The 26396-nt window shown below is 61.8% G+C and carries 21 protein-coding genes; 16 read left to right on the top strand and 5 right to left on the bottom strand.

Features of this window, described 5'->3' with window-relative positions; translation table 11 throughout:
- Nucleotides 1-34: 34 nt before the first annotated feature.
- The 3 genes from ACF8GB_RS11610 to gcvH all read left to right on the top strand — a co-directional run bounded on the left by ACF8GB_RS11610 (nt 35) and on the right by gcvH (nt 3310).
- Nucleotides 35-1657, top strand: a complete 1623-nt coding sequence (locus ACF8GB_RS11610; RefSeq protein ID WP_058638185.1) for an iron ABC transporter permease — start codon at nt 35-37, stop codon at nt 1655-1657.
- 135 nt (nt 1658-1792) lie between these two features.
- On the top strand, nt 1793-2875 hold the full coding sequence (gene gcvT / locus ACF8GB_RS11605) for a glycine cleavage system aminomethyltransferase GcvT (protein ID WP_392515895.1): 1083 nt from the start codon (nt 1793-1795) through the stop codon (nt 2873-2875).
- Between the two features lie 51 nt (nt 2876-2926).
- Nucleotides 2927-3310 carry a glycine cleavage system protein GcvH gene (gcvH, locus tag ACF8GB_RS11600; RefSeq protein WP_058638183.1) on the top strand — a complete coding sequence of 128 codons (384 nt, stop codon included), beginning with the start codon at nt 2927-2929 and terminating at the stop codon, nt 3308-3310.
- 94 nt (nt 3311-3404) lie between these two features.
- Here gcvH and ACF8GB_RS11595 read toward each other — a convergent pair whose 3' ends face one another.
- The 3 genes from ACF8GB_RS11595 to ACF8GB_RS11585 all read right to left on the bottom strand — a co-directional run bounded on the left by ACF8GB_RS11595 (nt 3405) and on the right by ACF8GB_RS11585 (nt 5921).
- Nucleotides 3405-3719, bottom strand: coding sequence for a DUF2388 domain-containing protein (locus tag ACF8GB_RS11595; RefSeq protein ID WP_058638182.1), 315 nt, complete (start codon nt 3717-3719; stop codon nt 3405-3407).
- 84 nt (nt 3720-3803) lie between these two features.
- Nucleotides 3804-5477 (bottom strand): GspE/PulE family protein, encoded by a 1674-nt coding sequence (locus ACF8GB_RS11590; protein ID WP_326383338.1) that lies wholly within the window; start codon nt 5475-5477, stop codon nt 3804-3806.
- Between the two features lie 132 nt (nt 5478-5609).
- Nucleotides 5610-5921: a hypothetical protein gene (locus ACF8GB_RS11585; protein ID WP_058602835.1), complete on the bottom strand. Its 312-nt coding sequence runs from the start codon at nt 5919-5921 to the stop codon at nt 5610-5612.
- A 125-nt stretch (nt 5922-6046) separates the two neighbouring features.
- Here ACF8GB_RS11585 and ACF8GB_RS11580 point away from each other — a divergent pair, with 125 nt between their 5' ends.
- A complete protein-coding gene (locus tag ACF8GB_RS11580; RefSeq protein WP_058602836.1) occupies nt 6047-6517 on the top strand; it encodes an Lrp/AsnC family transcriptional regulator in 471 nt (156 codons plus the stop codon).
- A 5-nt stretch (nt 6518-6522) separates the two neighbouring features.
- On the opposite strand, the gene ACF8GB_RS11575 is transcribed toward ACF8GB_RS11580, so the two are convergent.
- A complete protein-coding gene (locus ACF8GB_RS11575) occupies nt 6523-7890 on the bottom strand; it encodes a CYTH domain-containing protein (RefSeq protein ID WP_058638179.1) in 1368 nt (455 codons plus the stop codon).
- 114 nt (nt 7891-8004) lie between these two features.
- Here ACF8GB_RS11575 and argE point away from each other — a divergent pair, with 114 nt between their 5' ends.
- Nucleotides 8005-9147, top strand: a complete 1143-nt coding sequence (argE, locus tag ACF8GB_RS11570; protein WP_058602838.1) for an acetylornithine deacetylase — start codon at nt 8005-8007, stop codon at nt 9145-9147.
- Between the two features lie 123 nt (nt 9148-9270).
- Nucleotides 9271-10572, top strand: coding sequence for an amino-acid N-acetyltransferase (gene argA / locus ACF8GB_RS11565; RefSeq protein ID WP_058602839.1), 1302 nt, complete (start codon nt 9271-9273; stop codon nt 10570-10572).
- Nucleotides 10573-10631: 59 nt separating this feature from the next.
- Here argA and ACF8GB_RS11560 read toward each other — a convergent pair whose 3' ends face one another.
- Complete coding sequence (locus tag ACF8GB_RS11560; RefSeq protein ID WP_023532636.1) at nt 10632-12008, bottom strand: glutamine synthetase family protein; 1377 nt, start codon at nt 12006-12008, stop codon at nt 10632-10634.
- Nucleotides 12009-12581: 573 nt separating this feature from the next.
- On the opposite strand from ACF8GB_RS11560, the gene ACF8GB_RS11555 reads away from it, so the two are divergent.
- From ACF8GB_RS11555 to ACF8GB_RS11510, 10 genes are all read left to right on the top strand, one after another.
- Nucleotides 12582-13940 carry a glutamine synthetase family protein gene (locus ACF8GB_RS11555; protein ID WP_058602841.1) on the top strand — a complete coding sequence of 453 codons (1359 nt, stop codon included), beginning with the start codon at nt 12582-12584 and terminating at the stop codon, nt 13938-13940.
- Nucleotides 13941-13988: 48 nt separating this feature from the next.
- Nucleotides 13989-15350 carry an aspartate aminotransferase family protein gene (locus tag ACF8GB_RS11550; protein WP_392527056.1) on the top strand — a complete coding sequence of 454 codons (1362 nt, stop codon included), beginning with the start codon at nt 13989-13991 and terminating at the stop codon, nt 15348-15350.
- Nucleotides 15351-15510: 160 nt separating this feature from the next.
- Entirely contained in the window at nt 15511-16608 is a 1098-nt protein-coding gene (locus ACF8GB_RS11545; protein ID WP_058638177.1) for a polyamine ABC transporter substrate-binding protein, read from the top strand.
- 158 nt (nt 16609-16766) lie between these two features.
- Complete coding sequence (locus tag ACF8GB_RS11540) at nt 16767-17861, top strand: polyamine ABC transporter substrate-binding protein (protein WP_078479327.1); 1095 nt, start codon at nt 16767-16769, stop codon at nt 17859-17861.
- Between the two features lie 67 nt (nt 17862-17928).
- Nucleotides 17929-19071, top strand: coding sequence for a polyamine ABC transporter ATP-binding protein (gene potA, locus ACF8GB_RS11535; protein WP_058602845.1), 1143 nt, complete (start codon nt 17929-17931; stop codon nt 19069-19071).
- Nucleotides 19068-19988: an ABC transporter permease subunit gene (locus ACF8GB_RS11530; RefSeq protein ID WP_058638175.1), complete on the top strand. Its 921-nt coding sequence runs from the start codon at nt 19068-19070 to the stop codon at nt 19986-19988. The genes potA and ACF8GB_RS11530 overlap by 4 nt, the downstream gene beginning before the upstream one ends.
- On the top strand, nt 19985-20875 hold the full coding sequence (locus ACF8GB_RS11525; protein ID WP_023532426.1) for an ABC transporter permease subunit: 891 nt from the start codon (nt 19985-19987) through the stop codon (nt 20873-20875). Before ACF8GB_RS11530 ends, ACF8GB_RS11525 begins: the two co-directional genes overlap by 4 nt.
- Before the next feature lie 232 nt (nt 20876-21107).
- Nucleotides 21108-22196, top strand: a complete 1089-nt coding sequence (locus ACF8GB_RS11520; protein WP_326383335.1) for an efflux RND transporter periplasmic adaptor subunit — start codon at nt 21108-21110, stop codon at nt 22194-22196.
- The gene (locus ACF8GB_RS11515; protein ID WP_058638173.1) at nt 22193-23260 is read left to right on the top strand and encodes an efflux RND transporter periplasmic adaptor subunit; all 1068 of its coding nucleotides are present in this window, start codon (nt 22193-22195) and stop codon (nt 23258-23260) included. Before ACF8GB_RS11520 ends, ACF8GB_RS11515 begins: the two co-directional genes overlap by 4 nt.
- Nucleotides 23257-26310 carry an efflux RND transporter permease subunit gene (locus ACF8GB_RS11510; protein ID WP_058638172.1) on the top strand — a complete coding sequence of 1018 codons (3054 nt, stop codon included), beginning with the start codon at nt 23257-23259 and terminating at the stop codon, nt 26308-26310. The genes ACF8GB_RS11515 and ACF8GB_RS11510 overlap by 4 nt, the downstream gene beginning before the upstream one ends.
- Nucleotides 26311-26396 lie beyond the last annotated feature (86 nt).

The raw sequence follows: 26396 nt of genomic DNA, 5'->3' as shown, positions 1-26396 counted from the left end.
TGGGTCCTGCAGCGACCCGTCATCGAGACATAACGTGCCCTACACCCACCGTCGTCGCTGGTACCTCCCCGTCACTCTGATCGCCGGCCTCGTGCTGCTGCCCCTGAGCGTGCTGCTGTTGTCGTGGCAGTCGATCGACCTGCAGATCTGGTCACACCTGCTCGACACGCAGATGGGGCGCTTGCTGGGCAACACCGTTACCTTGGTGGTGGGGGTCGGTCTGGGTGTCACCTTGCTCGGTGTCAGCCTGGCCTGGCTCACCAGCCTGTGCGAGTTTCCGGGCCGTCGCTGGCTGGATTGGGCGCTGATGTTGCCGTTCGCCATTCCGGCGTACGTCCTGGCCTTCGTCTTCGTAGGTTTGCTGGACTTCGCCGGCCCGGTGCAGAGTGCCCTGCGCGAGGCTTTCGGGCCCATGCGCCTGCCGCGGGTGCGCTCTACCGGCGGCGTGATCATCGTGCTGGTGCTGGTGTTCTATCCGTATGTCTACCTGCTGGCACGCACAGCGTTTCTTGCCCAGGGCAAAGGGTTGATGGAGGCCGCCCGGGTGTTGGGGCTCTCGCCCTGGCAGGCATTCTGGCGGGTGGCCCTGCCCATGGCCCGACCTGCCATCGGGGCGGGCATCGCCTTGGCCCTGATGGAAACCCTCGCCGACTTCGGCGCCGTGGCGGTCTTCAACTTCGACACGTTCACGACCGCCATCTACAAGACCTGGTATGGCTTCTTCAGCCTGTCCAGCGCTGCGCAATTGGCCAGTTTGCTGTTGCTGGCCGTCATGCTGGTGCTGTACGGCGAGCGCCGTGCGCGGGGCGCCAACCACAGCGCCAGTGAACGCCCCAGAGGCCAGGCGCTGTACCGCCTGCAGGGTGGCAAGGCCGTGCTGGCCAGCGGCTGGTGCCTGTTGGTCTTCGCCTGCGCATTCGTCATCCCTTTGCTGCAACTGCTGGTGTGGTTCTGGCAGCGCGGGCGCCACGATCTGGATGAGCGCTACATCGGCCTGGTGCTTCATACCCTATACCTGGGCGGCGTTGCAGCGCTGGTGACGGTCTGCGTGGCGCTGCTACTGGCCTTTGCCCGGCGCCAGGCGCCCATGCCGGGCATTCGCGTCGGTGTAGGGCTCGCCAACATGGGCTACGCCTTGCCCGGCTCGGTACTGGCGGTGTCGATCATGCTGGCCTTCAGCTACCTGGACAGCCAGGTCGTCGCGCCGCTGTCCAGCTGGCTGGGAGGCGCGGGCAGGCCATTGCTGCTGGGCAGCCTTGCAGCATTGCTGCTGGCCTATGTGATTCGTTTCATCGCCGTGGCCTACGGCCCGCTGGAGAGCAGCCTGGAACGGATTCGTCCCTCGTTGGCGCAGGCATCGCGCAGCCTGGGTGTGGGCGGGGTGCGGCTGTTCATCAAGGTGTACTTGCCGCTGCTGCTGCCAGGCGCACTGAGCGCGGCGTTGCTGGTGTTTGTCGATGTGCTCAAGGAGATGCCGGCTACCCTGCTGATGCGTCCTTTTGGCTGGGATACGCTGGCGGTACGGGTGTTCGAGATGACCAGCGAGGGTGAATGGGCGCGGGCGTCGCTGCCGGCATTGACGCTGGTGGTGGTCGGGCTGCTGCCGGTCATTGGCCTGATACGCCGCTCGGCGCGCAGGCCAGGCCATTCCTGCTAAGGGTGTCAGCTTGCGCCCTTGCCGCTACAATGCGCGGCACTCGCGCAGCAGGCAATCAAAACAACGCTGTTCACACAGCTGAAGGCCATGAGCCTTCCACTGCTGCCGCTTCGCCACGCCCGGAAGGAGAAACCCATGGGACAGCGCACGCTTTTGTACGACCTGCATCTGGCGCTTGGCGCCAAGACGGTCGATTTCGGTGGCTGGGACATGCCGCTGCACTATGGCTCGCAGGTCGATGAGCACCACCAGGTGCGCAGTGACTGTGGGGTCTTCGACGTGTCCCACATGACCGTCATTGATATCCGGGGCGATGCGGCCACGGCTTGGTTGCAGCGGCTGCTGGCCAATGATGTCGCCCGGCTCGATCAGGTTGGCAAGGCACTCTACAGCCCGATGCTGCATGAGCAGGGCGGGGTGATCGATGACTTGATCGTCTATCGCACGGCGACCGGTTACCGGCTGGTCACCAACGCTGCCACCCGAGCCCGGGTGCTGGAGTGGCTGGACCAGCAGCGTGATGGGCTTGCCGTCGACGTTCAGGTTCGTCCGGACCTCGCCATTCTTGCCGTTCAGGGCCCGAACGCGCGCGAGAAGGTAGCTGCTTTGGTCAGTGCCTCGCGGGCCGCTCTGATACGCACGCTACGCCCCTTCGAAGGGGTGATGGACGGGGACTGGTTCATCGCGCGCACCGGCTATACCGGCGAAGATGGCCTGGAGTTGATCTTTCCGGGTGACCAGGCCGTGGCCTTTTTCAACGACCTGGTTGGCGCCGGTATCGCGCCCAGCGGCCTGGGGGCTCGCGACACGTTGCGGCTCGAAGCCGGCATGCACCTTTACGGGCAGGACATCGACGAGCAGCACACGCCGTTATCGTGCAATCTGGGCTGGAGCATCGCCTGGGAGCCGGCAAGCCGAAACTTCATCGGTCGCGCGGCGCTGTTGGCGGAAATCGAGCGGGGCGTACAGGAAAAGCTCGTGGGTTTGGTACTGGAGGAGCGTGGTGTCCTGCGCGCCCACCAGGTGGTCCGTGTGGCGGGAATTGGCGAAGGAGAGATCACCAGTGGTAGTTTCTCACCTACGCTGAGCAAGTCCATTGCCCTGGCACGCGTGCCCATGGCCACGGGCGACCGGGCCGAAGTGGAAATTCGTGGCAAGTGGTACCCGGTGCGCGTGGTCAGGCCGACTTTCGTGCGCCACGGCAAGATCCTGATCTGATCCATCATCAAACGGCGGGCGTACCGCTGAGCCAATCGAGGAATTCAAGACATGAGCACTATCCCCGCCGAACTTCGTTTTGCCCAAAGCCATGAATGGGCCCGCCTGGAAGCCGACGGTACCGTCACGGTAGGCATCAGTGACCATGCGCAGGAAGCGCTAGGTGACGTGGTATTCGTCGAGCTGGCCGAAGTGGGCAAGGTGTTTGCCGCAGGCGACGCGGCCGGTGTCGTGGAGTCGGTCAAGGCCGCGTCCGACATCTACGCCCCGGTCGGTGGCGAAGTGATCGCGGTCAACGAGGCGTTGGCCGACAGCCCTGAACAACTAAACGAGCAGCCCTACGACGCATGGATCTTCAAGCTCAAGCCGAGCAGCCAGGCCGATCTGGAGAAACTGCTGGATGCGGCTGGCTACAAGGCCGCCATTGGCGAGTAAGCCGTCCTTGCGTCACCGGCAGAAAGCACTCGCAGCCAGGGGTTGAAGACCTCCCGGCGCGAGTTAGCCGGCGTTGAGGCCGGCGCTGTACCGATCAGTCGGCTATTGCATGCTTGGCCAGAATGGCATTGGCCAGCTCCATGTCAGACGCGTGAAGCCCTGGATGTTCCGCACGCACCTGCTTGATTGCCGACTCCAGGAATGGCCCACGGATGGCGCCTTCACTGGCTACGAAGCTGCCAGCATCATCCTGCGCCGCCATTACCAACTTGTGGTCACGCGAGGTCAGGTAGGTCGAGCCGGTGGTTGCACCGGAAGAGATCACATTACGCCAGAAGGAATCGGCCATGGCCGAGCCCACAGGCAGCGCGAGCAGGGCTGCGGCAGCGATGGCAGTGTTGAGACGCATGATGAGACACCTCGAAGGTGAGGGTTGAAGATGTGCGGTTGGATGCTCGCGAACCTGCCAAGTTCCTGGGCCTGCCGCTTCTGATCAGCTGCATGCACGCAGTACTTCGTCAGCCAGGGTTTGCCCACACGCAACCTTGGCCTCGCCGCAGCGGCGCAGGTCCACAAGGCCATCTGCCTGGGCCTGGCGTCGCAATTGCGCAAGGTCCGTATGAGGGCCGATCAGGGCACGCAGGTTGTCGCTGGGTTCGAGTAATTCGAACAAGCCGGTACGCCCATGAAAACCCGTGCCGCGGCACGTTCTGCAGCTGGCTGCGTCGCGCCCCTGGCACTGGCTGCACAGCGTGCGCACAAGGCGCTGGGCCATCACGGCAATCAATGTCGCTTTGATCAAGTAGTCAGCCACACCCAGTTCTTGCAGGCGGATGATCGCGGCACAGGCGTCGTTGGTGTGCAGGGTAGACAGCACCAGGTGCCCGGTAAGGGCGGCCTGCACGGCCACCCGTGCGGTGTCGGGGTCCCGTATTTCGCCGATCATGATGATGTCCGGATCCTGGCGCAGCATGGCGCGCACGCCGTTGGCAAAGCCCAGGTCCAGGGCCGGCTGCACCTGAAACTGGTTGAACCCGGGTTCGAGCCGTTCGATGGGGTCCTCGATGGTGCACAGGTTGACCTGCGGGGTGGCCAATAGCTTGAGGCTGGCGTACAGCGTGCTGGTCTTGCCTGAGCCCGTAGGCCCTGTGACCAGGATGATGCCCTGGCGCCGTTGCAGCAGGCCTTGCCATTGACCCAATTGCTGCCCCTGAAGACCGAGCCGATCAAAGCTCTCGTGCAGCTGCTGCGGGTCGAACAGGCGCAATACCAGTTTTTCACCAAAGGCAGTGGGCAGGGTCGACAAACGCAGCTCCACCTCGCTCCCGTTTGGCAGGCGGCTTTGCAGTCGGCCATCCTGAGGCCTGCGTTTTTCCGCGACGTCCATGCGCCCAAGGTGCTTCAGGCGGCTGATCAAGGCCACTGCGACTGCGGCGGGGAAAACATAGACGGTGTGCAACAGGCCATCGATGCGATAGCGCAAGTGGCCCTGGTCGCGGCGCGGCTCCAGATGGATGTCGCTGGCGCGCTGGTCGATCGCGTAGTGCAGCAGCCAGTCGACGATATGCACGATGTGCGCGTCATCCGCGTTGGCCTGCGAGTGACGCTTGCCCAGCTCCAGCCACTGCTCGAGTTCGCCGAAGCGGTTCGATTGCTGGTGGTGCGCGCCCTTGACCGACTGCGCCAGGCGCTGGAAGGGTTCACCGGCCTGACGCATCTGCACAGGGCTTGCGAGCACTCGCCGCACGGTTCGTCCAAGGCTCAGGGCCAGATCGGCCTGCCAACGGCACTGATAGGGCTGTGCGCTGGCCACGGTGACGCTCGCCGCGTCAGCTGCCACGATGAGAATGCCGTGGCTCTGCGCAAAGGCTGGGGACACCAGCTCAGCCACCTGCTGCAGGTCGATTTGCAGCGGATCGATACGCAGATAGGGCAGGCCCGTCTTGGCAGCCAGCCATTGGCAAAGCCGATCCAGGTCCAGTACTTGTCCCGGATGGAGGCGGTCGGCAAGGTTGCAGGCGGCCACCTGCTCCAGCGGATGATCGCCAGGGTGATCGACGGCATGCTCAAGTACACGCACGCTATCGCTGGCGTGCAGGCGCTGGTCGATGAGCAAGGCTTCGAGCACCCGGTGCAGGTCGAGTGCCAGGGTATCGGGGTTATGCATAAAGGCGTCCGTGCCTGATCAAGAAGACCCGATCTAGGCTAGTTCACCCTCCGCCAAAGCCGAATCGAAAGGATGTCAGGGTTTTGCCTGAGGGCTATTCATGCTCATGTCAAAGCGCTGGCCGGTGCGCCGCTAGGCGTGCACTACCGACAGCTCCACACGGTGTTGCGGGGCCAAGTGCACGTCGGCCACACACACCATGTTGCGCAATTTCTGAGCGATCACTTCGGCGCGGTGCCAGCTCAAGCCGCCAATACCGATGTCGAGGGTCAGCCAGTCATCCTGTTGAGTGACCTGGACGCTATGCGGTGTGAGCATTTGCAAGGCGAACTGATTGAGCACCCGGCACAAGCTGTCGGGCTCGGCTTCGGCCCGCAAGCGGTACAGCACAGTGGTGTGAGCATTGCTGTTGGCCCATACATCGGCACGCGGCAGTGAGTTCATGCGTCATCCTCTTTGAGTGCAGAAAGTTTTGCATGCCCGAGCCGGTATTATTTCGCTAAGATTCGACTAAATCAGTCTGTTCTTGCATAACTATGATCGATACAGGTCGATCTGGAGAATTGTTCATGCACGGCGCATTGGATGTCTACGACCGTCGTATCCTCGAGTTGCTACAAGAAGACGCTTCGCTGTCCAGCGCTCAGATCGCCGAACGCATTGGCTTGTCACAATCGCCATGTTGGCGACGGATTCAACGGCTCAAAGAGGAGGGGGTGATTCGCGGGCAGGTCACCTTGCTGGACCGCAAGAAAATCGGGCTGAACACCCAGATATTCGCCGAAGTGAAATTGAATGCCCACGGCCGCTCGAATTTCACCGAGTTCACAGAGGCTATCCGCGGGTTTTCAGAGGTGCTCGAGTGCTACGTGCTGATGGGGTCGGTGGACTTCCTGCTGCGTATCGTCACCCCGGATATCGAGGCGTATGAACGGTTCTTCTTCGAAAAGCTCTCGAACGTACCCGGTATTCAGGAGGTGAACTCGATCGTGGCCCTTTCGGAGATCAAGTCCACCACCAGCCTGCCGCTGTCGGGCTGAAGGCATCACGCTTTGAGCAGATGCTTCCAGCCACGGCTCTGATCGACGGCACGCGCCTGCTCGATGCGGGCTTCGAGCACCTCATCGCTGATCGGGTGCTCAGCCAGCTCGTGCAGTTTCTTCATGTCACCGTACAGGCGGTCCATTTGTGGTGCATCCAGCACATGGCGGGCATGGTGCAGCCAGGCCATCACTTGCTCGATGCGCGGCAGTTGCTCTGCCAGGTCTTCGGGGCGCTGGGTGTATAGCGACAACTTCAGAGCGCGGCCTTCCTCGGCAATCAGGTGTGCCAGCCAGCTTGCCAGAAGCGCCTTGCCCTGGCGCTCGCCACGGCCCTTGCGCTCGGCAGCCCAGGCACGCGACAGCAGCCAACGCGAGGTTTCCAGGGAGAACTGGCCCCAGCGAGGATCATCCAGCTCTTCTGCGAACTGCTCGGGCGCAGCGCGGCGGATGTCTTCGTCACCGTTGCCGGCTTGCACCAGTGGACGCCAGTCTTCGAGCAGGGCATCCAGGCGCGCGCGCAGGTCACGGGTGGCAGCGCGGGGGGCGGCCTGGCCCAGGCTGGCAGTGATGGCGCGCAGCTCGATGAGGTTCTGCACCCAGTCCTGCAGCGACCGCCAGTGGCCGCTGTGGCGGTATTGCTCGGCCAGGCGCTGGCTGTTGCCCAGCAGTTGCCACGCCAACGCAGCGTAGGCATCGTCCAAGGCCATGTCCGCTTCGAGGTCGGCGACGCTCAGATCCAGCTCGAAACGCTCGGGCTCCAGCAGGCGGTAGCCGCGCTCAGCCTTGCTGATATCGCAGGGCATCAGCGCAACGCTTGCGGCCAGCTCGGCGGCCAGCTCCAGCAGCGCCGCAGGCTCACCTTCACGCAGCTCCAGTTCCAACTCGCAAATCGCTTCCTTGCGCTTGCCGGCAATCACGAAGCCTTGGTCCAGCGCGGCCTCGATCACCACCTTGGCCTTGCCACGGCCCCAGGCGATTTCGGCGTATTCGCGGGTGAAGTCGGTGGTGAACAACGGCTTGATGGTCTTCTTGTCCAGGTCGGCCAGTTGCACGGGCCAGCAGCTGTCATCCAGCTTCTTGAGGTCCAGCTTCACCTTGTCCAGTTGCCATTCGTGCTCGTTGCGCTCGGACAGGCCAGCCACGCTGGTGCCGCGACACTTGAGGGTCTGGATGACGGTATCGCCGTCACGGCGCAGGCGCAGGGCAACACGTGCCTCGGCCAGCGCGCGCTCAGGCGTGTCGAAATACTGGTTCAGCAGTTCGCGGGTCTGCCAGCCAGACTTGTTGCGCTTTTTCAGCAGCGGGTGCTCGCGCAGGGCGGCGAGGGTCTCGGGGCTGGCGCGCAGCTTGAGTTCGGTTTCTTTGGGCATTACAGGCTCGAAAGGGGGCGTGGTCGATGCAGAGTCTACAGCAGTAGGCCGTCAACGGTTTATTCCAGACGGCGGATGGTCCTATGATGGGCAATGCTTCCGAGGAGTACACGCATGCCGTTGCCGACGCTGAAAGACCAATTTGCCGCCTTGATCGCCGCGCCTTCGGTCAGTTGCACCCAGGCCTCGCTCGACCAGTCCAATCGTCAGGTCATCGACCTGCTGGCTACCTGGCTGGGTGATCTGGGCTTTTCCTGCGACATTCAGCAGGTGACTCCCGGCAAGTTCAACCTGCTGGCCAGCCGCGGCAGCGGCCCTGGCGGCCTGGTGCTGGCCGGCCACAGCGACACCGTGCCTTACGACGAGCAGCTCTGGAGCAGCGACCCCTTGAAGCTGACCGAAGTCGAGGGTCGCTGGGTGGGGCTCGGCAGTTGCGACATGAAGGGTTTTTTCGCACTGGTGATCGAGGCCGTCATTCCCTTGCTGCAGCACGACTTCAAGCAGCCGCTGCTGATTCTGGCCACCTGCGACGAGGAAAGCTCCATGTCTGGCGCCCGTGCCCTGGCCGATGCTGGCCAGCCGCTGGGCCGCGCGGCGATCATCGGCGAGCCGACCGGGCTGCGGCCGATCCGCATGCACAAAGGCATCCTCATGGATCGGATCGACATCCTCGGGCGCAGTGGTCATTCATCGGACCCAAGCCTTGGCCGCAGCGCCATGGATGCCATGCATGCGGTAATGGGCGAACTGATGGGCCTGCGCCAGCAATGGCAGAAGGTCTACAACAATCCACAATTCACGGTGCCTGCGCCGACCATGAACTTCGGTTGCATTCACGGTGGCGACAACCCCAACCGGATCTGCGGCCAGTGCGCGCTTGAGTTCGACCTGCGCCCATTGCCGGGCATGGACGTGGACCAGCTGCGCGCCGCCATCCGTGAAAAACTGGTTCCGGTGGCCGAGCGCCATGACGTGCGTATCGACTATGCGCCGCTGTTCCCCGAAGTGCCGCCGTTCGAACAGGCGGCCGACAGTGAACTCGTCCAGGTGGCAGAGCGGCTCACCGGCCACCGCGCCGAAGCGGTGGCATTCGGCACCGAAGCACCTTATCTTCAGCAGCTTGGCTGCCAGACCATCGTGCTCGGCCCTGGTGACATCGCCTGCGCACACCAGCCTGGCGAATACCTGGATATGTCACGTATCGAGCCGACCGTGCGTCTATTGCGTGACCTGATCGGGCACTATTGCCTGCATTAAACGTCCACCCCTTTCATTCGTTTCTGCCTAGAGGAGACCGCGCGTGACCGCAAGCCTGTTCCGACGATGATCCTGAACGCCCCTGTAACGCCGTTCTCCGTCCACTTATCCACAGGCCCTGTCATGCACGATTACGTCAACTGGCTACGCCACGCTTCTCCTTACATCAACGCCCACCGCGACTGCACCTTTGTGGTGATGCTTCCCGGCGATGGGGTTGAACACCCCAACTTCGGCAATATCGTCCACGACCTGGTGCTGCTGCACAGCCTTGGGGTGCGTCTGGTCCTGGTACACGGCTCTCGCCCTCAGATCGAGACCCGCCTGGCTGAACGTGGCCTGGCAGCGCACTACCACCACGGCTTGCGTATCACCGATGCCGCTACCCTGGATTGCGTGATCGACGCGGTAGGTGCGCTGCGCCTGGCTATCGAGGCGCGGTTGTCAATGGACATTGCCGCCTCGCCCATGCAGGGCTCGCGCCTGCGGGTGGCCTCCGGCAACCTAGTCACCGCGCGGCCGATCGGCGTGCTCGAAGGCGTGGATTTTCATCACACCGGCGAAGTGCGTCGGGTAGACCGCAAGGGCATCAGCCGCCTGCTCGACGAGCGCTCCATCGTGTTGCTCTCGCCGCTGGGCTATTCGCCAACCGGCGAGATCTTCAACCTTGCCTGCGAAGACGTGGCCACCCGTGCGGCCATCGAACTGGGCGCTGAGAAGTTGGTGCTGTTCGGCGCAGAACCTGGCCTGTTGGATGAACATGGCCGCCTGGTGCGCGAACTGCGCCCCCAACAGGTTGCGCCGCACTTGCAGCGCCTGGGCAGCGACTACCAGGCCGAGCTGCTCGATGCCGCTGCCCAGGCGTGCAAGGGCGGCGTGGCACGCAGCCACATCGTCAGCTATGCCGAGGACGGCGCGCTGCTGACCGAACTGTTCACCCGGGGCGGTGGCGGTACGCTGGTGTCCCAGGAGCAGTTCGAGATCGTACGAGAGGCCACCATCGAAGACGTCGGCGGCCTGCTCGACCTGATCAGCCCGCTGGAAGAACAAGGCATCCTGGTTCGCCGTTCACGTGAAGTGCTGGAGCGGGAAATCGAGCAGTTCAGCGTGGTGGAGCGCGAAGGCATGATCATCGCGTGCGCAGCGTTGTATCCGATTGCAGAGTCCGATGCGGGTGAGCTGGCATGCCTGGCGGTGAATCCGGAGTACCGCCATGGCGGGCGCGGGGATGAGCTGCTGGCGCGTATCGAAAGCCGGGCACGGGAGATGGGGTTGAGCACCCTGTTCGTGCTCACAACACGCACGGCGCATTGGTTCCGCGAACGCGGCTTCTCGCCCAGTGGCGTCGAGCGGCTGCCGGCGGCACGGGCTTCGCTGTACAACTTCCAGCGCAATTCGAAGATCTTCGAAAAGCCGCTGGGCTGAGGCGCTCTGCGCATGCGTGCCTTAAATGAAAACGCCGCCTTGATGGGCGGCGTTCTGGTTTACACGGTGTGCAGATACCAGTTGTACTCGAGGTCGGAGATCGAATGTTCGAACTCCTCCAGCTCGCTTTCCTTGCACGCGACGAAGATGTCGATGTACTTCGGATCGATGTACTTGTTCAGGATTTCGCTGTCATCCAACTCGCGCAGCGCATCACGCAGGTTGTTCGGCAGGCTCTGTTCCAGCTGCTCGTACGAGTTGCCTTCGATAGGCTCCCCAGGCTCGACCTTGTTGGTCAGGCCATGGTGAACGCCTGCCAGCACGGCCGCCATCATCAGGTACGGGTTGGCATCGGCGCCAGCCACGCGGTGCTCAAGGCGCACAGCATCGGGCGAGCCGGTCGGTACGCGCAGCGCCACGGTGCGGTTGTCCAGGCCCCAGCTTGGCGCATTGGGCACGTAGAACTGCGCGCCAAAGCGGCGATAGGAGTTGACGTTCGGGCACAGGAACGCCATGGACGCAGGCAGGGTCTCGAGCACACCGCCGACAGCGTGACGTAGCGCGGCGTTCTGCTCGGGATCCTCGCTGGTGAAGATGTTGTTGCCATCTTTGTCCAGCACGGAAATGTGTACATGCAGACCATTGCCTGCCTGCCCTGGGTAGGGCTTGGCCATGAAAGTAGTGTCCATTTCATGGTCGTAGGCGATGTTCTTGATCAGGCGCTTGAGCAGCACGGCGTAGTCGCACGCCTTGAGCGGGTCCGGCACATGGTGCAGGTTGACTTCGAACTGAGCCGGGGCGCTTTCCTTGACGATGGCATCGGCAGGAATACCCTGTTCCTTGGCCCCTTCGAGAATGTCCTGCAGGCAGTCGGCATACTCGTCCAGGTCATCGATCAGGTAGACCTGGGTCGATTGCGGACGCTTGCCGGAAATGGGCGAGCGCGGCGGCTGCGGACGGCCGTTCACGTTCTCCTGGTCGATCAGGTAGAACTCCAGCTCGAACGCGGCGCAGATGGTCAGGCCCATGTCGTCGAACTTGCTCACCACCTGGCGCAGCACTTCACGCGGGTCAGCGAAGAAAGGTTCGCCTTCGAGCTCGTGCATGGTCATCAGCAGCTGGGCAGTGGGGCGCTTTTGCCATGGCTCGTTGGAGAGGGTGTCAGGGATCGGATAGCAGATGCGGTCTGCATCGCCGATGTCCAGGCCCAGCCCGGTGCTTTCGACGGTGGAGCCATTGATATCCAGTGCAAACAGGGAGGCCGGCAGGTTGATGCCTTTCTCGTAAACCTTGTGGAGGCTGGTGCGCTCTATGCGCTTGCCGCGCACCACACCATTCATATCTGCAATCAGAAGGTCAACGTAGAGAACCTCAGGATGTTCCTTAAGGAACGCGTTCGCTTCGTTAAGCTGAACGGCACGCGGGGGTACCGACATGATGCAACACCTTTGTTGTTAAAAATATCAATCAAGGGGGGCTTGCAGGACCAGTCAATCGAAAAGCCATACTGATGTCAAGCCAACCCCATGATGCCCTGAAATGGCACATCTACGGCAGATTTGCTGCATATCGGGGCACGGCATTATCCGCTATTTTTCTGGAAAAGCGCTATCGCGAGCACTGCGTCGTTTATTTTTTACGCAGGTGTTGTGTAAAAAAATGAACGGCGCTAAGCTCCGATTCAACCCAAAACAGAATAATACGAGGGTCTCATGGTCCGCCTGCCGCGACCTGGAAGCGCTGCCAATGCAGTGCAGTCAGGCTGTTCAGTCATGTTTGCCAGGCCTGCCAACCGCGTGGGGGCAGTGCTCGCAATAATTGACGTCTGGCATGCCCGGCCCCGCCTTCATGGCACCCCATCTCTACGCTTCGCTTCTTTCTGCCGTTACAAATCGCCTCGGGCACACGTGGTTTCAGTGTATCCACCGTCCGCCTGCGCGGGGGTTTTGCTTTAGCCATCCACTGCATCCAGAATCAAGGCGCGGACCACCTTACCTCCTGAGGTATTTATGAGTAACAACCTCGACCAGCTCACCGATTGGTTGAAAGAGCACAAGATCACCGAAGTCGAATGCCTGATCAGCGACTTGACCGGCATCACGCGCGGCAAGATTTCGCCTACCAACAAGTTCATCGCCGAGAAAGGCATGCGCCTGCCCGAGAGCGTGCTGCTGCAGACCGTGACCGGCGACTATGTCGACGACGACATCTATTACGAGCTGCTGGACCCTGCAGACATCGACATGATCTGCCGGCCTGACGAGAATGCCGTGTTCCTGGTGCCATGGGCCATCGAGCCGACCGCGCAGGTCATCCACGATACCTACGACAAGAAGGGCAACCCCGTAGAGCTGTCGCCGCGCAACGTGCTCAAGAAGGTGCTCAAGCTGTACGCTGACAAGGGTTGGCAGCCCATCGTCGCGCCCGAGATGGAGTTCTACCTGACCAAGCGCAGCGAAGACCCTGACTTCCCGCTGCAACCGCCGGTGGGCCGTTCGGGGCGGCCCGAAACCGGGCGCCAGTCCTTCTCCATCGAAGCTGCGAACGAATTCGACCCGCTGTTCGAGGATGTCTATGACTGGTGCGAATTGCAGCAGTTGGACCTCGACACGCTGATCCACGAAGACGGCACGGCGCAGATGGAAATCAACTTCCGTCACGGCGATGCCCTGCACCTGGCCGACCAGATACTGGTGTTCAAGCGCACCATGCGCGAAGCGGCGCTCAAGCACAACGTGGCAGCCACCTTTATGGCCAAGCCCATGACCGGCGAGCCTGGCAGCGCGATGCACCTGCACCAGAGCGTGGTCGACGTAACCACCGGCAAGAATATCTTCAGCAATGAAGACGGCAGCATGAGCACGCTGTTTCTGAACCACATTGGCGGCCTGCAGAAATTCATTCCCGAAGCGCTGCCGCTGTTCGCGCCGAACGTGAACTCGTTCCGCCGCTTCCTTCCGGATACCTCGGCACCGGTGAACGTGGAGTGGGGCGAGGAAAATCGTACGGTAGGCCTGCGCGTGCCTGACGCCGGCCCGCAAAGCCGGCGCGTCGAAAACCGCCTGCCGGGTGCGGATGCCAACCCGTACCTGGCCATCGCCGCGAGCCTGCTGTGTGGCTACATCGGCATGGTCGAAGGTATCGAGGCCAGCGCCCCGGTCCAAGGGCGGGGTTACGAGCGCCGCAACCTGCGCCTGCCGCTGACCATCGAGGACGCCCTGGAGCGCATGGAAAACAGCCGCGCCCTGGAGCAGTACCTGGGCAAGAAATTCATCGCCGGCTACGTGGCCACCAAGCGTGCCGAGCACGAGAACTTCAAGCGCGTCATCAGTTCCTGGGAGCGTGAATTCCTGCTGTTCGCAGTTTGATCAACCTCGGCCCCGCAGGCGCGCGGCCGTCCGTCAACGGAGAAGCACATGAGCCTGAACAACCCGCAAACCCGTGAATGGCAAGCCCTCAGTGGCGAGCATCACCTCGCGCCTTTCAGCGACTACAAGCAGCTCAAGGGCAAGGGGCCGCGCATTATCACCAAGGCGCAGGGCGTGCATTTGTGGGACAGCGAGGGGCAGAAGATTCTCGACGGCATGGCTGGCCTGTGGTGCGTGGCCGTGGGGTATGGGCGTGAGGAGCTGGTTCAGGCGGCAGAGCGGCAGATGCGTGAGCTGCCCTACTACAACCTGTTCTTCCAGACCGCCCATCCTCCGGCGCTGGAGTTGGCCAAGGCGATCACCCAAGTGGCGCCCGAGGGCATGAGCCATGTGTTCTTCACCAGTTCAGGCTCCGAAGGCAACGACACGGTGCTGCGCATGGTTCGCCATTACTGGGCACTCAAGGGCAAACCGAGCAAGCAGACCCTGATCGGCCGGGTCAACGGTTATCACGGCTCCACCGTGGCCGGCGCCAGCCTGGGCGGCATGAGTGGCATGCACGAGCAAGGCGGCCTGCCCATCCCGGGCGTGGTGCACATCCCCCAGCCGTACTGGTATGGCGAGGGCGGTGACATGACACCGGAGGCGTTCGGGGTCTGGGCTGCGGAGCAACTGGAAAAGAAAATTCTCGAAGTCGGCGAGGACAACGTCGCAGCGTTCATCGCCGAGCCCATCCAGGGCGCAGGTGGCGTGATCATCCCGCCAGACACCTACTGGCCGAAGATCAAGGAAATTCTGGCCCGTTACGACATCCTCTTTGTGGCCGACGAAGTCATTTGCGGCTTCGGGCGAACAGGGCAGTGGTTCGGCTCGGATTTCTACGACCTCAAGCCCGACCTGATGACCATCGCCAAAGGCCTTACCTCCGGTTACATCCCCATGGGCGGTGTGATCGTGCGTGACAAGGTAGCCAAGGTGCTCAGCGAAGGTGGGGATTTCAATCACGGCTTCACCTATTCGGGGCATCCTGTGGCTGCCGCAGTGGGCCTGGAAAACCTGCGCATCCTGCGCGACGAACAAATCGTCGAGAAAGCGCGCACCGAAGCGGCACCGTATTTGCAAAAGCGTCTGCGTGAGTTGCAGGACCACCCGCTGGTGGGCGAGGTGCGCGGTGTTGGCCTGCTCGGCGCGATCGAGCTGGTCAAGGACAAGGCGACCCGCAGCCGTTTCGAAGGCAAGGGCGCGGGCATGATCTGCCGTAATTTCTGCTTCGACAATGGTCTGATCATGCGGGCTGTTGGCGACACGATGATCATCGCGCCACCTCTGGTCATCAGCCCGGCCGAGATCGACGAACTGGTGGAAAAGGCACGTAAATGCCTGGACCTGACGCTCGAAGCGATTCGCTGACAGCTAGCGATGTGACATTAAGTCGTTACAAGGGCCAGGTTTCCTTGAAACCGGGCCTTGTAACTTGCCAGACTAGCGGCTGCTTCAGTCGCCCACACGCGTGTACTGCGGGACCCGGCTTCTGAACGGATAGCTAATCGAACACTCTGGAGCATGACGCATGAAGAATATGGGCAAGACGTTGTTGGCCGCCGCGCTGATGGGCGCAGTGGTCGGGGCTGTACAGGCTGAAGACAAGGTACTGAACGTCTACAACTGGTCGGACTACATCGCTCCGGACACCATCGCCAAGTTCGAGAAAGAGTCGGGCATCAAGGTCAAGTACGACGTGTTCGACAGCAACGAAACCCTGGAGGCCAAGTTGCTGGCCGGCAAGTCCGGCTATGACATCGTGGTGCCTTCCAACAACTTCCTGGCCAAGCAGATCAAAGCTGGCGTCTACCAGGAACTCGATCGCACCAAGCTGCCCAACTGGAAGAACCTCGACGAGGACCTGCTCAAGGCCGTGGGCGATGCCAGTGACCCGGGCAACAAATACGCCTTCCCCTACATGTGGGGCTCGATCGGCATCGGCTACAACCCCGAGAAGGTCAAGGCCGCGCTGGGCGTGGACAAGATCGACTCCTGGGACGTGGTCTTCAAGCCAGAGAACATCGCCAAGCTCAAGAGCTGTGGCGTGAGCTTCCTTGATGCCCCAACCGAAATGCTGCCAGCTGCCCTGCATTACCTGGGCCTGCCGACCAACAGCACCAAGAAGGAAGACCTCAAGGCTGCCGAGGACCTGTTCCTCAAGATCCGTCCTTCGATCACCTACTTCCATTCCTCCAAGTACATTGGCGACCTGGCCAACGGCAACATCTGCCTGGCAGTCGGCTACTCGGGTGACCTGGAACAGTCCAAGACCCGCGCCCACGAGGCGGGGGACAAGGTCAAGCTGGACTACGTGATTCCGAAAGAAGGCGCCGGCACCTTCTATGACATGGTTGCCATGCCCAAGGATGCCGAGCACAAGGAAGCGGCCTACAAGTTCATGGACTTCCTGATGCAGCCGCAAGTCATGGCCGAAATCACCAATGCCGTGCGCTTCCCCAACGGCAACAAGGCCGCGACCGCCTTCGTGGACAAGGAAATCACCAGCGACCCAAGCATCTATCCGTCCGCTGAAGTGAAAAAGCAGCTGTACGCCATTGCCGCCCCTGAGGCAGCAGTGCAACGGGTGATTACCCGCAGCTGGACCAAGATCAAATCGGGCAAATAAGCCTGATGTAGCATTTTCGGGCCGGGTATTCCCGGTCCGAAACCAGTGAAAGGCAATTGAACATTGCGGCATCGAAGCTGCGAAGGTAAGTTGCGCGCCGGTTTTGCGTGTGCGGCAGCATTGTCGCTACCCAGACACTGATTGTGAGGACCACCCACTTGTCCAATTCTGTATTACGCAAGGCCATGATGGCTGCAGCGAGCCTGACGCTGGCATGCAGCGTCCAAGCGGCGCCTACGGTGCATTTCTACAACTGGTCCGACTATATCGGCCCTGATACCCTCGCGGGCTTCGAGAAAGCCACGGGCATCAAGCCGGTGCAGGATGTCTTCGATTCCAACGAGACCCTGGAAGGTAAGCTGCTGGCCGGCAGGACCGGCTATGACGTGGTCGTGCCTTCCAACCATTTCCTGGGCAAGCAGATCAAGGCGGGCGCTTTCCAGAAGCTCGACAAGACACTGCTACCCAATTACGCGAACCTTGATCCTGCGCTGATGAAGCGTCTGGAGAAGAACGATCCGGGCAACCTGTATGCCGTGCCTTACCTGTGGGGCACCAATGGCATCGGGTATAACGTCGACAAGGTCAAGGAGGCGCTTGGCGTCGATACCATCGATTCCTGGGCGGTGCTGTTCGAACCCGAGAACATGAAGAAGTTGTCCAAGTGCGGTGTGGCCTTCCTCGACTCGGCGGACGAAATGCTACCGGCCGTCCTCAACTACATGGGCCTGGATCCCAACAGCACCAACCCCAAGGATTACGCCAAGGCCGAGCAGAAGCTGCTGGCGGTGCGCCCCTACGTGACCTACTTCCATTCGTCCAAGTACATCACCGACCTTGCCAACGGCAACATCTGTGTCGCGGCGGGTTTCTCGGGTGATGTGTTCCAGGCCAAGGCCCGCGCCGAAGAGGCCAAGAAGGGCGTGAACCTGGCTTATGCCATTCCCAAAGAAGGCGGCAACCTCTGGTTCGACGTGCTGGCGATCCCCAAGGACGCCAGGAACGTGGAGCAGGCGCATGCCTTGATCAACTATCTGCTGAAACCTGAGGTTATCGCCCAGGTCAGTGATTACGTCGGTTATGCCAACCCTAACTCGAAGGCTGGCGACCTGATGGACCAGGCCGTGAGGACTGACGCTGCGGTCTATCCACCGCAGGATGTGCTGGACAAGATGTTCGTGAACTCAGAGCTGCCGCCCAAGGTGCAGCGCCTGATGACCCGCAGCTGGACCAAGGTCAAGTCGGGCAAGTAATCCACCTCACCCCGCGACCTGCCTGGCAGGCCGCGCGGGCACAAAAATCTTGTTGGGAGTTTCACTCATGGCAGTTGCCTCCGGCGCCTATAAGAAAGCCCTCGAGGGTGGCCAGCAACCCAAGCAGGTGCTGGTCAAGATCGACCGGGTCACGAAAAAATTCGACGAAACGGTAGCGGTGGACGATGTGTCCCTGGAAATCCGCAAGGGCGAAATCTTCGCCTTGCTCGGCGGTTCCGGCTCCGGTAAGTCGACCTTGCTGCGCATGCTGGCAGGCTTCGAACGCCCCACCGAAGGGCGCATCTTCCTGGACGGTGTGGACATCACCGACATGCCGCCCTACGAGCGGCCGATCAACATGATGTTCCAGTCCTACGCCCTGTTCCCGCACATGACCGTGGCGCAGAACATCGCCTTCGGCCTGCAGCAGGACCGCTTGCCCAAGGCCGAGGTCGACGCCCGCGTGGCCGAGATGCTCAAGCTGGTGCACATGACCCAGTACGCCAAGCGCAAACCGCATCAGCTCTCCGGTGGCCAGCGCCAGCGCGTGGCCTTGGCCCGCTCCCTGGCCAAGCGCCCCAAGCTGTTGCTGCTGGACGAGCCGATGGGCGCCCTGGACAAGAAGCTGCGTTCGCAGATGCAACTGGAGCTGGTGGAAATCATCGAGCGCGTCGGTGTGACCTGCGTGATGGTGACCCACGACCAGGAAGAGGCCATGACCATGGCCCAGCGCATCGCCATCATGCACTTGGGATGGATCGCTCAGATCGGCTCGCCGGTGGATATCTACGAAACCCCGACCAGTCGCCTGGTCTGCGAATTCATCGGCAACGTCAACCTGTTCGATGCCGAGGTGATCGACGATGCCGAAGGTCATGCCCTGATCGCCTCGCCTGAACTTGAGCGCAAGATCTACGTCGGGCATGGTGTTTCCACCTCCGTGGAAGACAAGCACATCACCTATGCGCTGCGCCCGGAAAAGATGCTGGTCACCACTGTCCAGCCTGACTTCGAGTACAACTGGTCGCGCGGCAAGATCCATGACATCGCCTACCTGGGCGGTCATTCGGTGTTCTACGTAAAGCTGCCCAGTGGCAAGGTGGTGCAGTCGTTCGTCGCCAACGCCGAGCGCCAAGGCGCGCGCCCTACGTGGGACGATGAAGTCTACGTATGGTGGGAAGACGACAGCGGCGTGGTACTGCGGTCATGAAGCTGCGCAAGCTCAAGCGAGCGTTCCGGCGCATCACCCCTGAGGGGCGGCACCTGGTGATCGGTGTTCCTTTCGTGTGGCTGTTCCTGTTCTTCATGCTGCCGTTCTTCATCGTCCTGAAGATCAGTTTCGCCGAAGCTGACGTGGCGATCCCGCCTTATACCGAGATCTACAGCTACGTCGAGGACAAGATCCAGTTGGTGCTCAACCTGGCCAACTACGGTTTGCTGACCGAGGACGACCTGTATATCTCGGCCTACCTGGGTTCGCTTAAGATGGCGTTCATCAGCACGCTGCTTTGCCTGCTGATCGGCTACCCGATGGCCTACGCCATCGCCAATGCCAAGAAGGAAACCCAGACCGTCCTGCTGCTGCTGATCATGATGCCGACCTGGACCGCGATCCTGATCCGCGTGTATGCCTGGATGGGCATTCTCAGCAACAACGGTTTGCTCAACGGCTTTCTGATGTGGACCGGGCTGATCGACCAGCCGCTGCAGATCCTGAACACCAACCTGGCGGTGTATATCGGCGTGGTCTATTCCTACCTGCCGTTCATGATCCTGCCCTTGTTCGCCAACCTGGTGAAGCATGACCCAAGCCTGCTCGAAGCGGCATCCGACCTGGGCTCGAGCACCTTCAACAGTTTCTGGAAAATCACCGTGCCGCTGTCGAAAAACGGCATCATCGCCGGTTGTATGCTGGTATTCATCCCCGTGGTGGGCGAGTTCGTGATCCCCGAGCTGCTCGGCGGTCCGGAAACCCTGATGATCGGCAAGGTGTTGTGGCAGGAGTTCTTCAACAACCGTGACTGGCCGGTGGCCTCCGCGCTGGCGGTGGTGATGCTGGCGATCCTGATCGTGCCGATTCTGCTGTTCAACCGCAGCCAGGCCAAGGAAATGGAGGGCAGGGCATGAAGCGCTTCGGTTTTTCCAAGCTGATGCTGGTGTTCGGCTTGCTGTTCATTTACTTGCCGATGGTGATTCTGGTCATCTACTCGTTCAACGCCTCCAAGTTGGTGACGGTGTGGGGTGGGTGGTCGGTGAAGTGGTACGTCGGCCTGCTGGACAACACCCAGCTGATCGGCTCGGTGATGCGCTCGCTGGAAATTGCCTGCTACACGGCGGTGGCAGCGGTTGCGTTGGGCACCATGGCCGCTTTCGTGCTGACCCGGGTCACCCGCTTCCGCGGTCGCACCTTGTTCGGCGGCCTGGTCACTGCGCCGCTGGTGATGCCTGAAGTCATCACCGGTCTGTCGCTGTTGCTGCTGTTCGTGGCCATGGCGCAATTGATCGGTTGGCCGCAGGAGCGTGGCGTGGTCACCATCTGGATCGCCCACACCACCTTCTGTGCAGCCTATGTGGCGGTTGTCGTGTCGGCGCGGTTGCGTGAACTGGACCTGTCGATCGAGGAAGCGGCCATGGACCTGGGAGCCAAGCCGTGGAAGGTGTTCTTCCTGATCACCATCCCCATGATTGCGCCATCGCTGGCGGCCGGCGGCATGATGTCGTTCGCGCTGTCGCTCGATGACCTGGTGCTGGCAAGCTTCGTGTCCGGGCCAGGCTCGACCACGTTGCCCATGGAAGTGTTCTCGGCGGTGCGCCTGGGCGTGAAGCCGGAGATCAACGCCGTGGCCAGCCTGATTCTGCTGTCCGTCTCGTTGGTTACGTTCTTCGTCTGGTACTTCAGCCGCCGTGCCGAGGAGCGCCGCCGCAAGGCCATACAGCAAGCCATCGAAGAGGGTGCGGCGGCCAACGCCTCGCAGCCACAGGTACGGCGCCCGGCGCCGGTGGCGCCGATCTGATTGAGGCGTAGCTGCTCGCTTGCAGACGATCAGCTACGCCCGACCCAGCGCCCGTGATCTTGAGAGAATGCGGTACTGACACAATTGCTGGAGCTCGCTATACCTGACCTAACAAAGCCGCCCAGGGGCCTGAAGTAGGCAGGGCCTCTAGTACTCCAATAAGAATTATGGAACCCCGGCTTACCTGGCGAATCGCATGCATGAATCTTTTGCGCGCAAGAAAGGAGCCTCCATGACGTTGTCGCGTGTGCTGCTGGTCACCGGCTTGGGGGTGCTGGGCTTGCTCACGGGCTGCAGCAAGAGTGAGCCCGAAGGAACCCTGCCTCGCGTGGGGGTGCAGACTGTCCAATCTGCTGATTTCGCTGCCAGGGTGACCCTGACCGGTGATATCCAGGCGCGTGTGCAAACCGACCTTTCTTTCCGCGTAGGCGGCAAGATCATCGCGCGCGCGGTGGATGTGGGCGATCACGTCAAGGCCAAGCAGGTGCTGGCGCGGCTTGACCCCAAGGACCTGCAGAACAACGTCGCCTCGGCCAAGGCCGAGGTGTTCGCCGCCCAGGCGCGTGTAACCCAGACCCAAGCCGCCTTCGTCCGCCAGCAGAAACTGCTGCCCAAGGGCTATACCAGCCAAAGCGAATACGATGCTGCCCAGGCCTCGTTGCGCAGTAACCAGAGCGCGTTGAAGGCCGCACAGGCTCAGCTGGCGAACGCCAACGAGCAGTTGAGCTATACCGCGCTGATATCAGAGGCCGATGGTGTGATCACCGAGCGTCAGGCCGAGGTAGGCCAAGTGGTGCAAGCGACCATGCCGATCTTCAGCCTGGCCCGGGATGGCGAGCGTGATGCGGTGTTCAACGTCTATGAGTCCCTGTTGGCAGGCACCCCGAGCGATGCCAGCGTGGTGGTCAGCCTGCTGGACGATCCCAAGGTACAAGCCCGTGGGGCGGTGAGGGAAATCACGCCCACCGTCTCGGCTCAGAGCGGTACGGTACAGGTCAAGGTCGGTCTGCAGGACGTTCCGCCTGCCATGCAGTTGGGCGCGCCCGTCACCGTGACCACGCAGGGGCGGGGCAAGCCGAGTGTCGAGCTGCCTTGGTCGGCACTGACCAAAGGCCTGAAGAAACCCGCCGTATGGATCGTGGGTGAGGGCGACAAGGTGCAGTTGCGGGAAGTCGAAGTGAGCCGCTACCTGACCGGCACCGTGGTCATCGGCAAAGGCCTCGACGGTGGCGAAGTCGTCGTGGTGACCGGCGGGCAGCTGCTGCACCCCGGTATGAAAGTTGAAAAAGTCCCCGCCAAAGCGCCGGAGAGCCCGCTATGAAGCCTTGGCTGACACTGATGTGTGCCGGTGTGTTGCTTGTCGGGTGCGGCAAGCAAGAGCAGCCGCCAGAGCCGGTTCGCCCCGTGCTGTCGGTAGTGGTGCAACCTCAGTTGCAGGCCCGCCTGGGCCGCTTTGCAGGCGTCATCGAAGCGCGCTACGAAAGTACCTTGGGCTTTCGCGTAGGCGGTCGCATCGCACGCCGTTGGCTGGACGTCGGTGCCCAGGTCAAAGCGGGCGATACGCTGGCCACGCTGGATCCGACCGACCAGCAAAACCAACTGCGTGCAGCTGAAGGCGACTTGGCCAGGGTGCAGGCGCAGTGGATCAACGCGCAGTCCGACGCCCGCCGGCAACAACAGTTGTACGACCGCGGCGTGGGTGCTCAGGCGCAGCTGGACATCGCCCAGACCAACCTGAAAACAGCCGGCGCCACGTTGGAGCAGGCCAGGTCCTCGGTCAGTCAGGCCCGTGATCAGCTCGGCTACACCACGCTGCGCAGCGATCATGCGGCGGTGATCACCGCTTGGCAGGCCGAGGCTGGGCAAACCGTCACCGCTGGGCAGGCGGTGGTCAAGCTGGCCAGGCCAGACGTGAAGGAAGCCGTGATCGACCTGCCCATTGGCATTGCCGAGCAGTTGGCCCCGGACCTGACCTTCACCGTTGCCTCGCAGCTCAACCCTGCCGTCAACACCACCGCCACCTTGCGCGAGCTCGAGCCCAAGGCCGATGCCACCACCCGCACCCGGCGTGCGCGGCTGACCTTGGCCAGTACCCCTGAAACCTTCCATCTGGGGACTGCCGTCAGCGTCACCCTCAGCTCGCAGGTTTCTCCGCGCAGCGAACTGCCGGCCAGCGCTCTGCTCGAGCGCGATGGCAAGACCCAGGTGTGGGTCGTCGAACCTCAACAGAAAACTGTCGCTTTGCGCGACGTGACCCTGATCGACCGAAACGAAGACCGCATCGTCGTCTCATCAGGCGTACAGCCTGGAGAGCGGGTGGTGATCGCCGGCGTCAATAGCCTCAAGCCTGGCCAGCAGGTCACCTTCGACGAGGATGCGCAATGAAAGGAAGCTTCAACCTGTCCGAATGGGCGCTCAAGCATCAGTCGTTCGTGTGGTACCTGATGTTCGTCGGCCTGCTCATGGGCATCTTTTCGTACTTCAACCTCGGTCGCGAAGAAGACCCGTCCTTCACCATCAAGACCATGGTGATCCAGACCCGCTGGCCTGGCGCTACCCAGGAGGAGACGCTGCTGCAGGTCACCGACCGGATCGAGAAGAAGCTCGAGGAACTCGATTCGCTCGACTACACCAAGAGCTATACCCGGCCGGGTGAATCAACGGTGTTCGTCTACCTGCGCGACACCACCAAGGCAGACGACATACCGCAGATCTGGTACCAGGTACGCAAGAAGATCCAGGACATTCGCGGCGATTTCCCCGAGGGCTTGCAGGGCCCTGGCTTCAACGATGAATTCGGCGACGTATTCGGTTCCATCTACGCTTTCACCGCCGACGGGCTGAGCCTGCGTCAGTTGCGTGATTATGTGGAGCGGGTGCGGGCCGAGGTCCGTGAAGTGCCCAATATCGGCAAGATCGAAATGGTCGGTATCCAGGACGAAGTGCTCTACCTGAACTTCTCCACCCGCAAGCTCGCTGCCTTGGGTATCGACCAGCGTCAGGTGATGCAGGCTTTGCAGACGCAGAACAGCGTGACGCCAGCGGGCGTGATCGAGGCCGGGCCGGAGCGTATCTCCGTACGGACCAGCGGGCAGTTCGCCTCGGAAAAGGACCTTGAGAACGTCAACCTGCGCATCAACAACCGCTTCTACCGCCTGGCAGATGTTGCTCAGGTCGAGCGCGGCTACGCCGATCCGCCTGCGCCAATGTTCCGCTACAACGGCAAGACGGCCCTGGGCCTTGCCATCGGCATGCAGAAGGGCGGCAACATCCAGGAGTTTGGCAAGGCCCTGAAGCAGACCATGCAGCGCATTACCAATGAGCTTCCGGTAGGCGTCGATGTGCACACGGTGTCCAACCAGGCCACAGTGGTGGAGAAGGCCGTCGGTGGCTTCACTAGCGCGCTGTTCGAGGCGGTGATCATCGTATTGGCCGTCAGCTTCGTCAGCCTTGGCGTACGTGCAGGCCTGGTGGTGGCGTGCTCGATCCCGCTAGTGCTGGCCATGGTATTCGTGTTCATGGAGTACAGCGGCATCACCATGCAACGCATCTCGCTGGGTGCGTTGATCATTGCACTGGGGCTGCTGGTCGATGACGCCATGATCACGGTGGAGGTCATGGTCACACGCCTTGAGATGGGCGAGAGCAAGCAGGATGCCGCGACGTTCGCCTATACCTCCACGGCCTTTCCCATGCTCACCGGTACGCTGGTGACCGTGGCCGGTTTCGTGCCGATCGGCCTGAACGCCAGTTCGGCCGGCGAATACACCTTTACGCTGTTCGCAGTCATTGCCGTGGCGCTGTTGGTGTCGTGGGTGGTCGCCGTGTTCTTCGCCCCCGTGCTGGGTGTGCACATTCTCAACGCCCGGAAGGTGAAGTCCCATGATGACAAGCCGGGCAAGGTGGCCCGGGCGTTCGAACAGGGTTTGTTGTGGAGCATGCGCCACCGCTGGTTGACCATCATCGGCACCGTGGTGCTGTTCGCCCTGGCAGTGTTCTGCATGCGCTTCGTACAGAACCAGTTCTTCCCTGCATCGGACCGTCCGGAAATCCTGGTCGATCTGAACCTGCCACAGAATGCGTCGATCCAGGAAACCCGCAAGGTGGTCGACCAGCTGGAGGCAACGCTCAAGGACGATGAGAGCATCGACCACTGGAGCACCTACATCGGCCAGGGTGCGGTGCGCTTCTACCTGCCATTGGACCAGCAGTTGCAGAACCCCTACTACGCGCAGTTGGTCATCGTGAGCAAAGGCCTGGAGGAGCGCGGTGAACTCATCGCCCGCCTGCAGAAGCGCCTGCGCGAGGATTTTGTGGGTATCGGCTCGAACGTCCAGTCGCTGGAAATGGGGCCTCCGGTGGGGCGGCCGATCCAGTACCGGGTCAGCGGCAAGGACATCGACCAGGTGCGCAAGCATGCCATCGAGCTGGCGACGCTGCTGGACAAGAACCCCAACATCGGCGAAATGATCTACGACTGGAACGAGCCGGGCAAAGTGCTGCGCATCGATATCGCCCAGGACAAGGCCCGTCAGCTGGGGTTGTCGTCGGAAGACGTGGCCAATGTGATGAACAGCATCGTCACCGGCGTACCCGTCACCCAAGTCAACGACGATATCTATCTGATCGATGTGGTGGCCCGCGCCGTGGACAGCGAGCGGGGCTCCCCCGATACGCTGCAAAACCTGCAGATCCTAACGCCCAATGGCACCTCGATCCCGCTGCTGGCGTTTGCCACCGTGCGCTACGAACAGGAGCAGCCCCTGGTCTGGCGCCGCGATCGCAAGCCGACGATCACACTCAAGGCCTCGGTCAACGGCGATATCCAGCCCACGGACCTGGTGGCCCAGCTCAAGCCGGATATCGACAAATTCGCTAGCCAGTTGCCCACCGGCTATGAGATTGCAACCGGCGGTACGGTGGAAGAGAGCGGCAAGGCCCAGGGGCCCATCGCCAAGGTGATCCCGCTGATGCTGTTCCTCATGGCCACGTTCCTGATGATCCAATTGCACAGTGTGAAGAAGCTGTTCCTGGTGATCAGCGTGGCGCCACTGGGGCTCATCGGCGTGGTGTTGGCGCTGGTGCCGACCGGCACGCCAATGGGCTTCGTGGCGATTCTGGGTATTTTGGCGCTGGCCGGCATCATCATTCGCAACTCGGTGATTCTGGTGACCCAAATCGATGAGTTCGAAGCCCAGGGATACTCGCCTTGGGACGCCGTGGTCGAGGCGACCAACCATCGTCGCCGGCCGATTCTGCTGACTGCTGCCGCCGCCAGCCTGGGCATGATCCCGATTGCCCGCGAGGTGTTCTGGGGCCCGATGGCCTACGCCATGATCGGCGGCATCATCGTGGCGACCTTGCTCACGCTGCTGTTCTTGCCGGCGCTGTATGTAGCGTCCTACAAGATTCGGGAGCCTCGTCAGGAAGGTTGAGGCGCGATACGCGTCGCTTGCCAGCTGGGCCGCAAAGCGGCCCCGATATTGCGCGCTACGAAGCTGAAACCCTGGGGCTGCTGCGC

The sequence above is a fragment of the Pseudomonas sp. xss_4 genome (assembly GCF_043104125.1).
GTDB classification, from domain to species: domain Bacteria; phylum Pseudomonadota; class Gammaproteobacteria; order Pseudomonadales; family Pseudomonadaceae; genus Aquipseudomonas; species Aquipseudomonas parafulva_B.
This window is presented reverse-complemented; position numbering and strand designations above follow the sequence as displayed.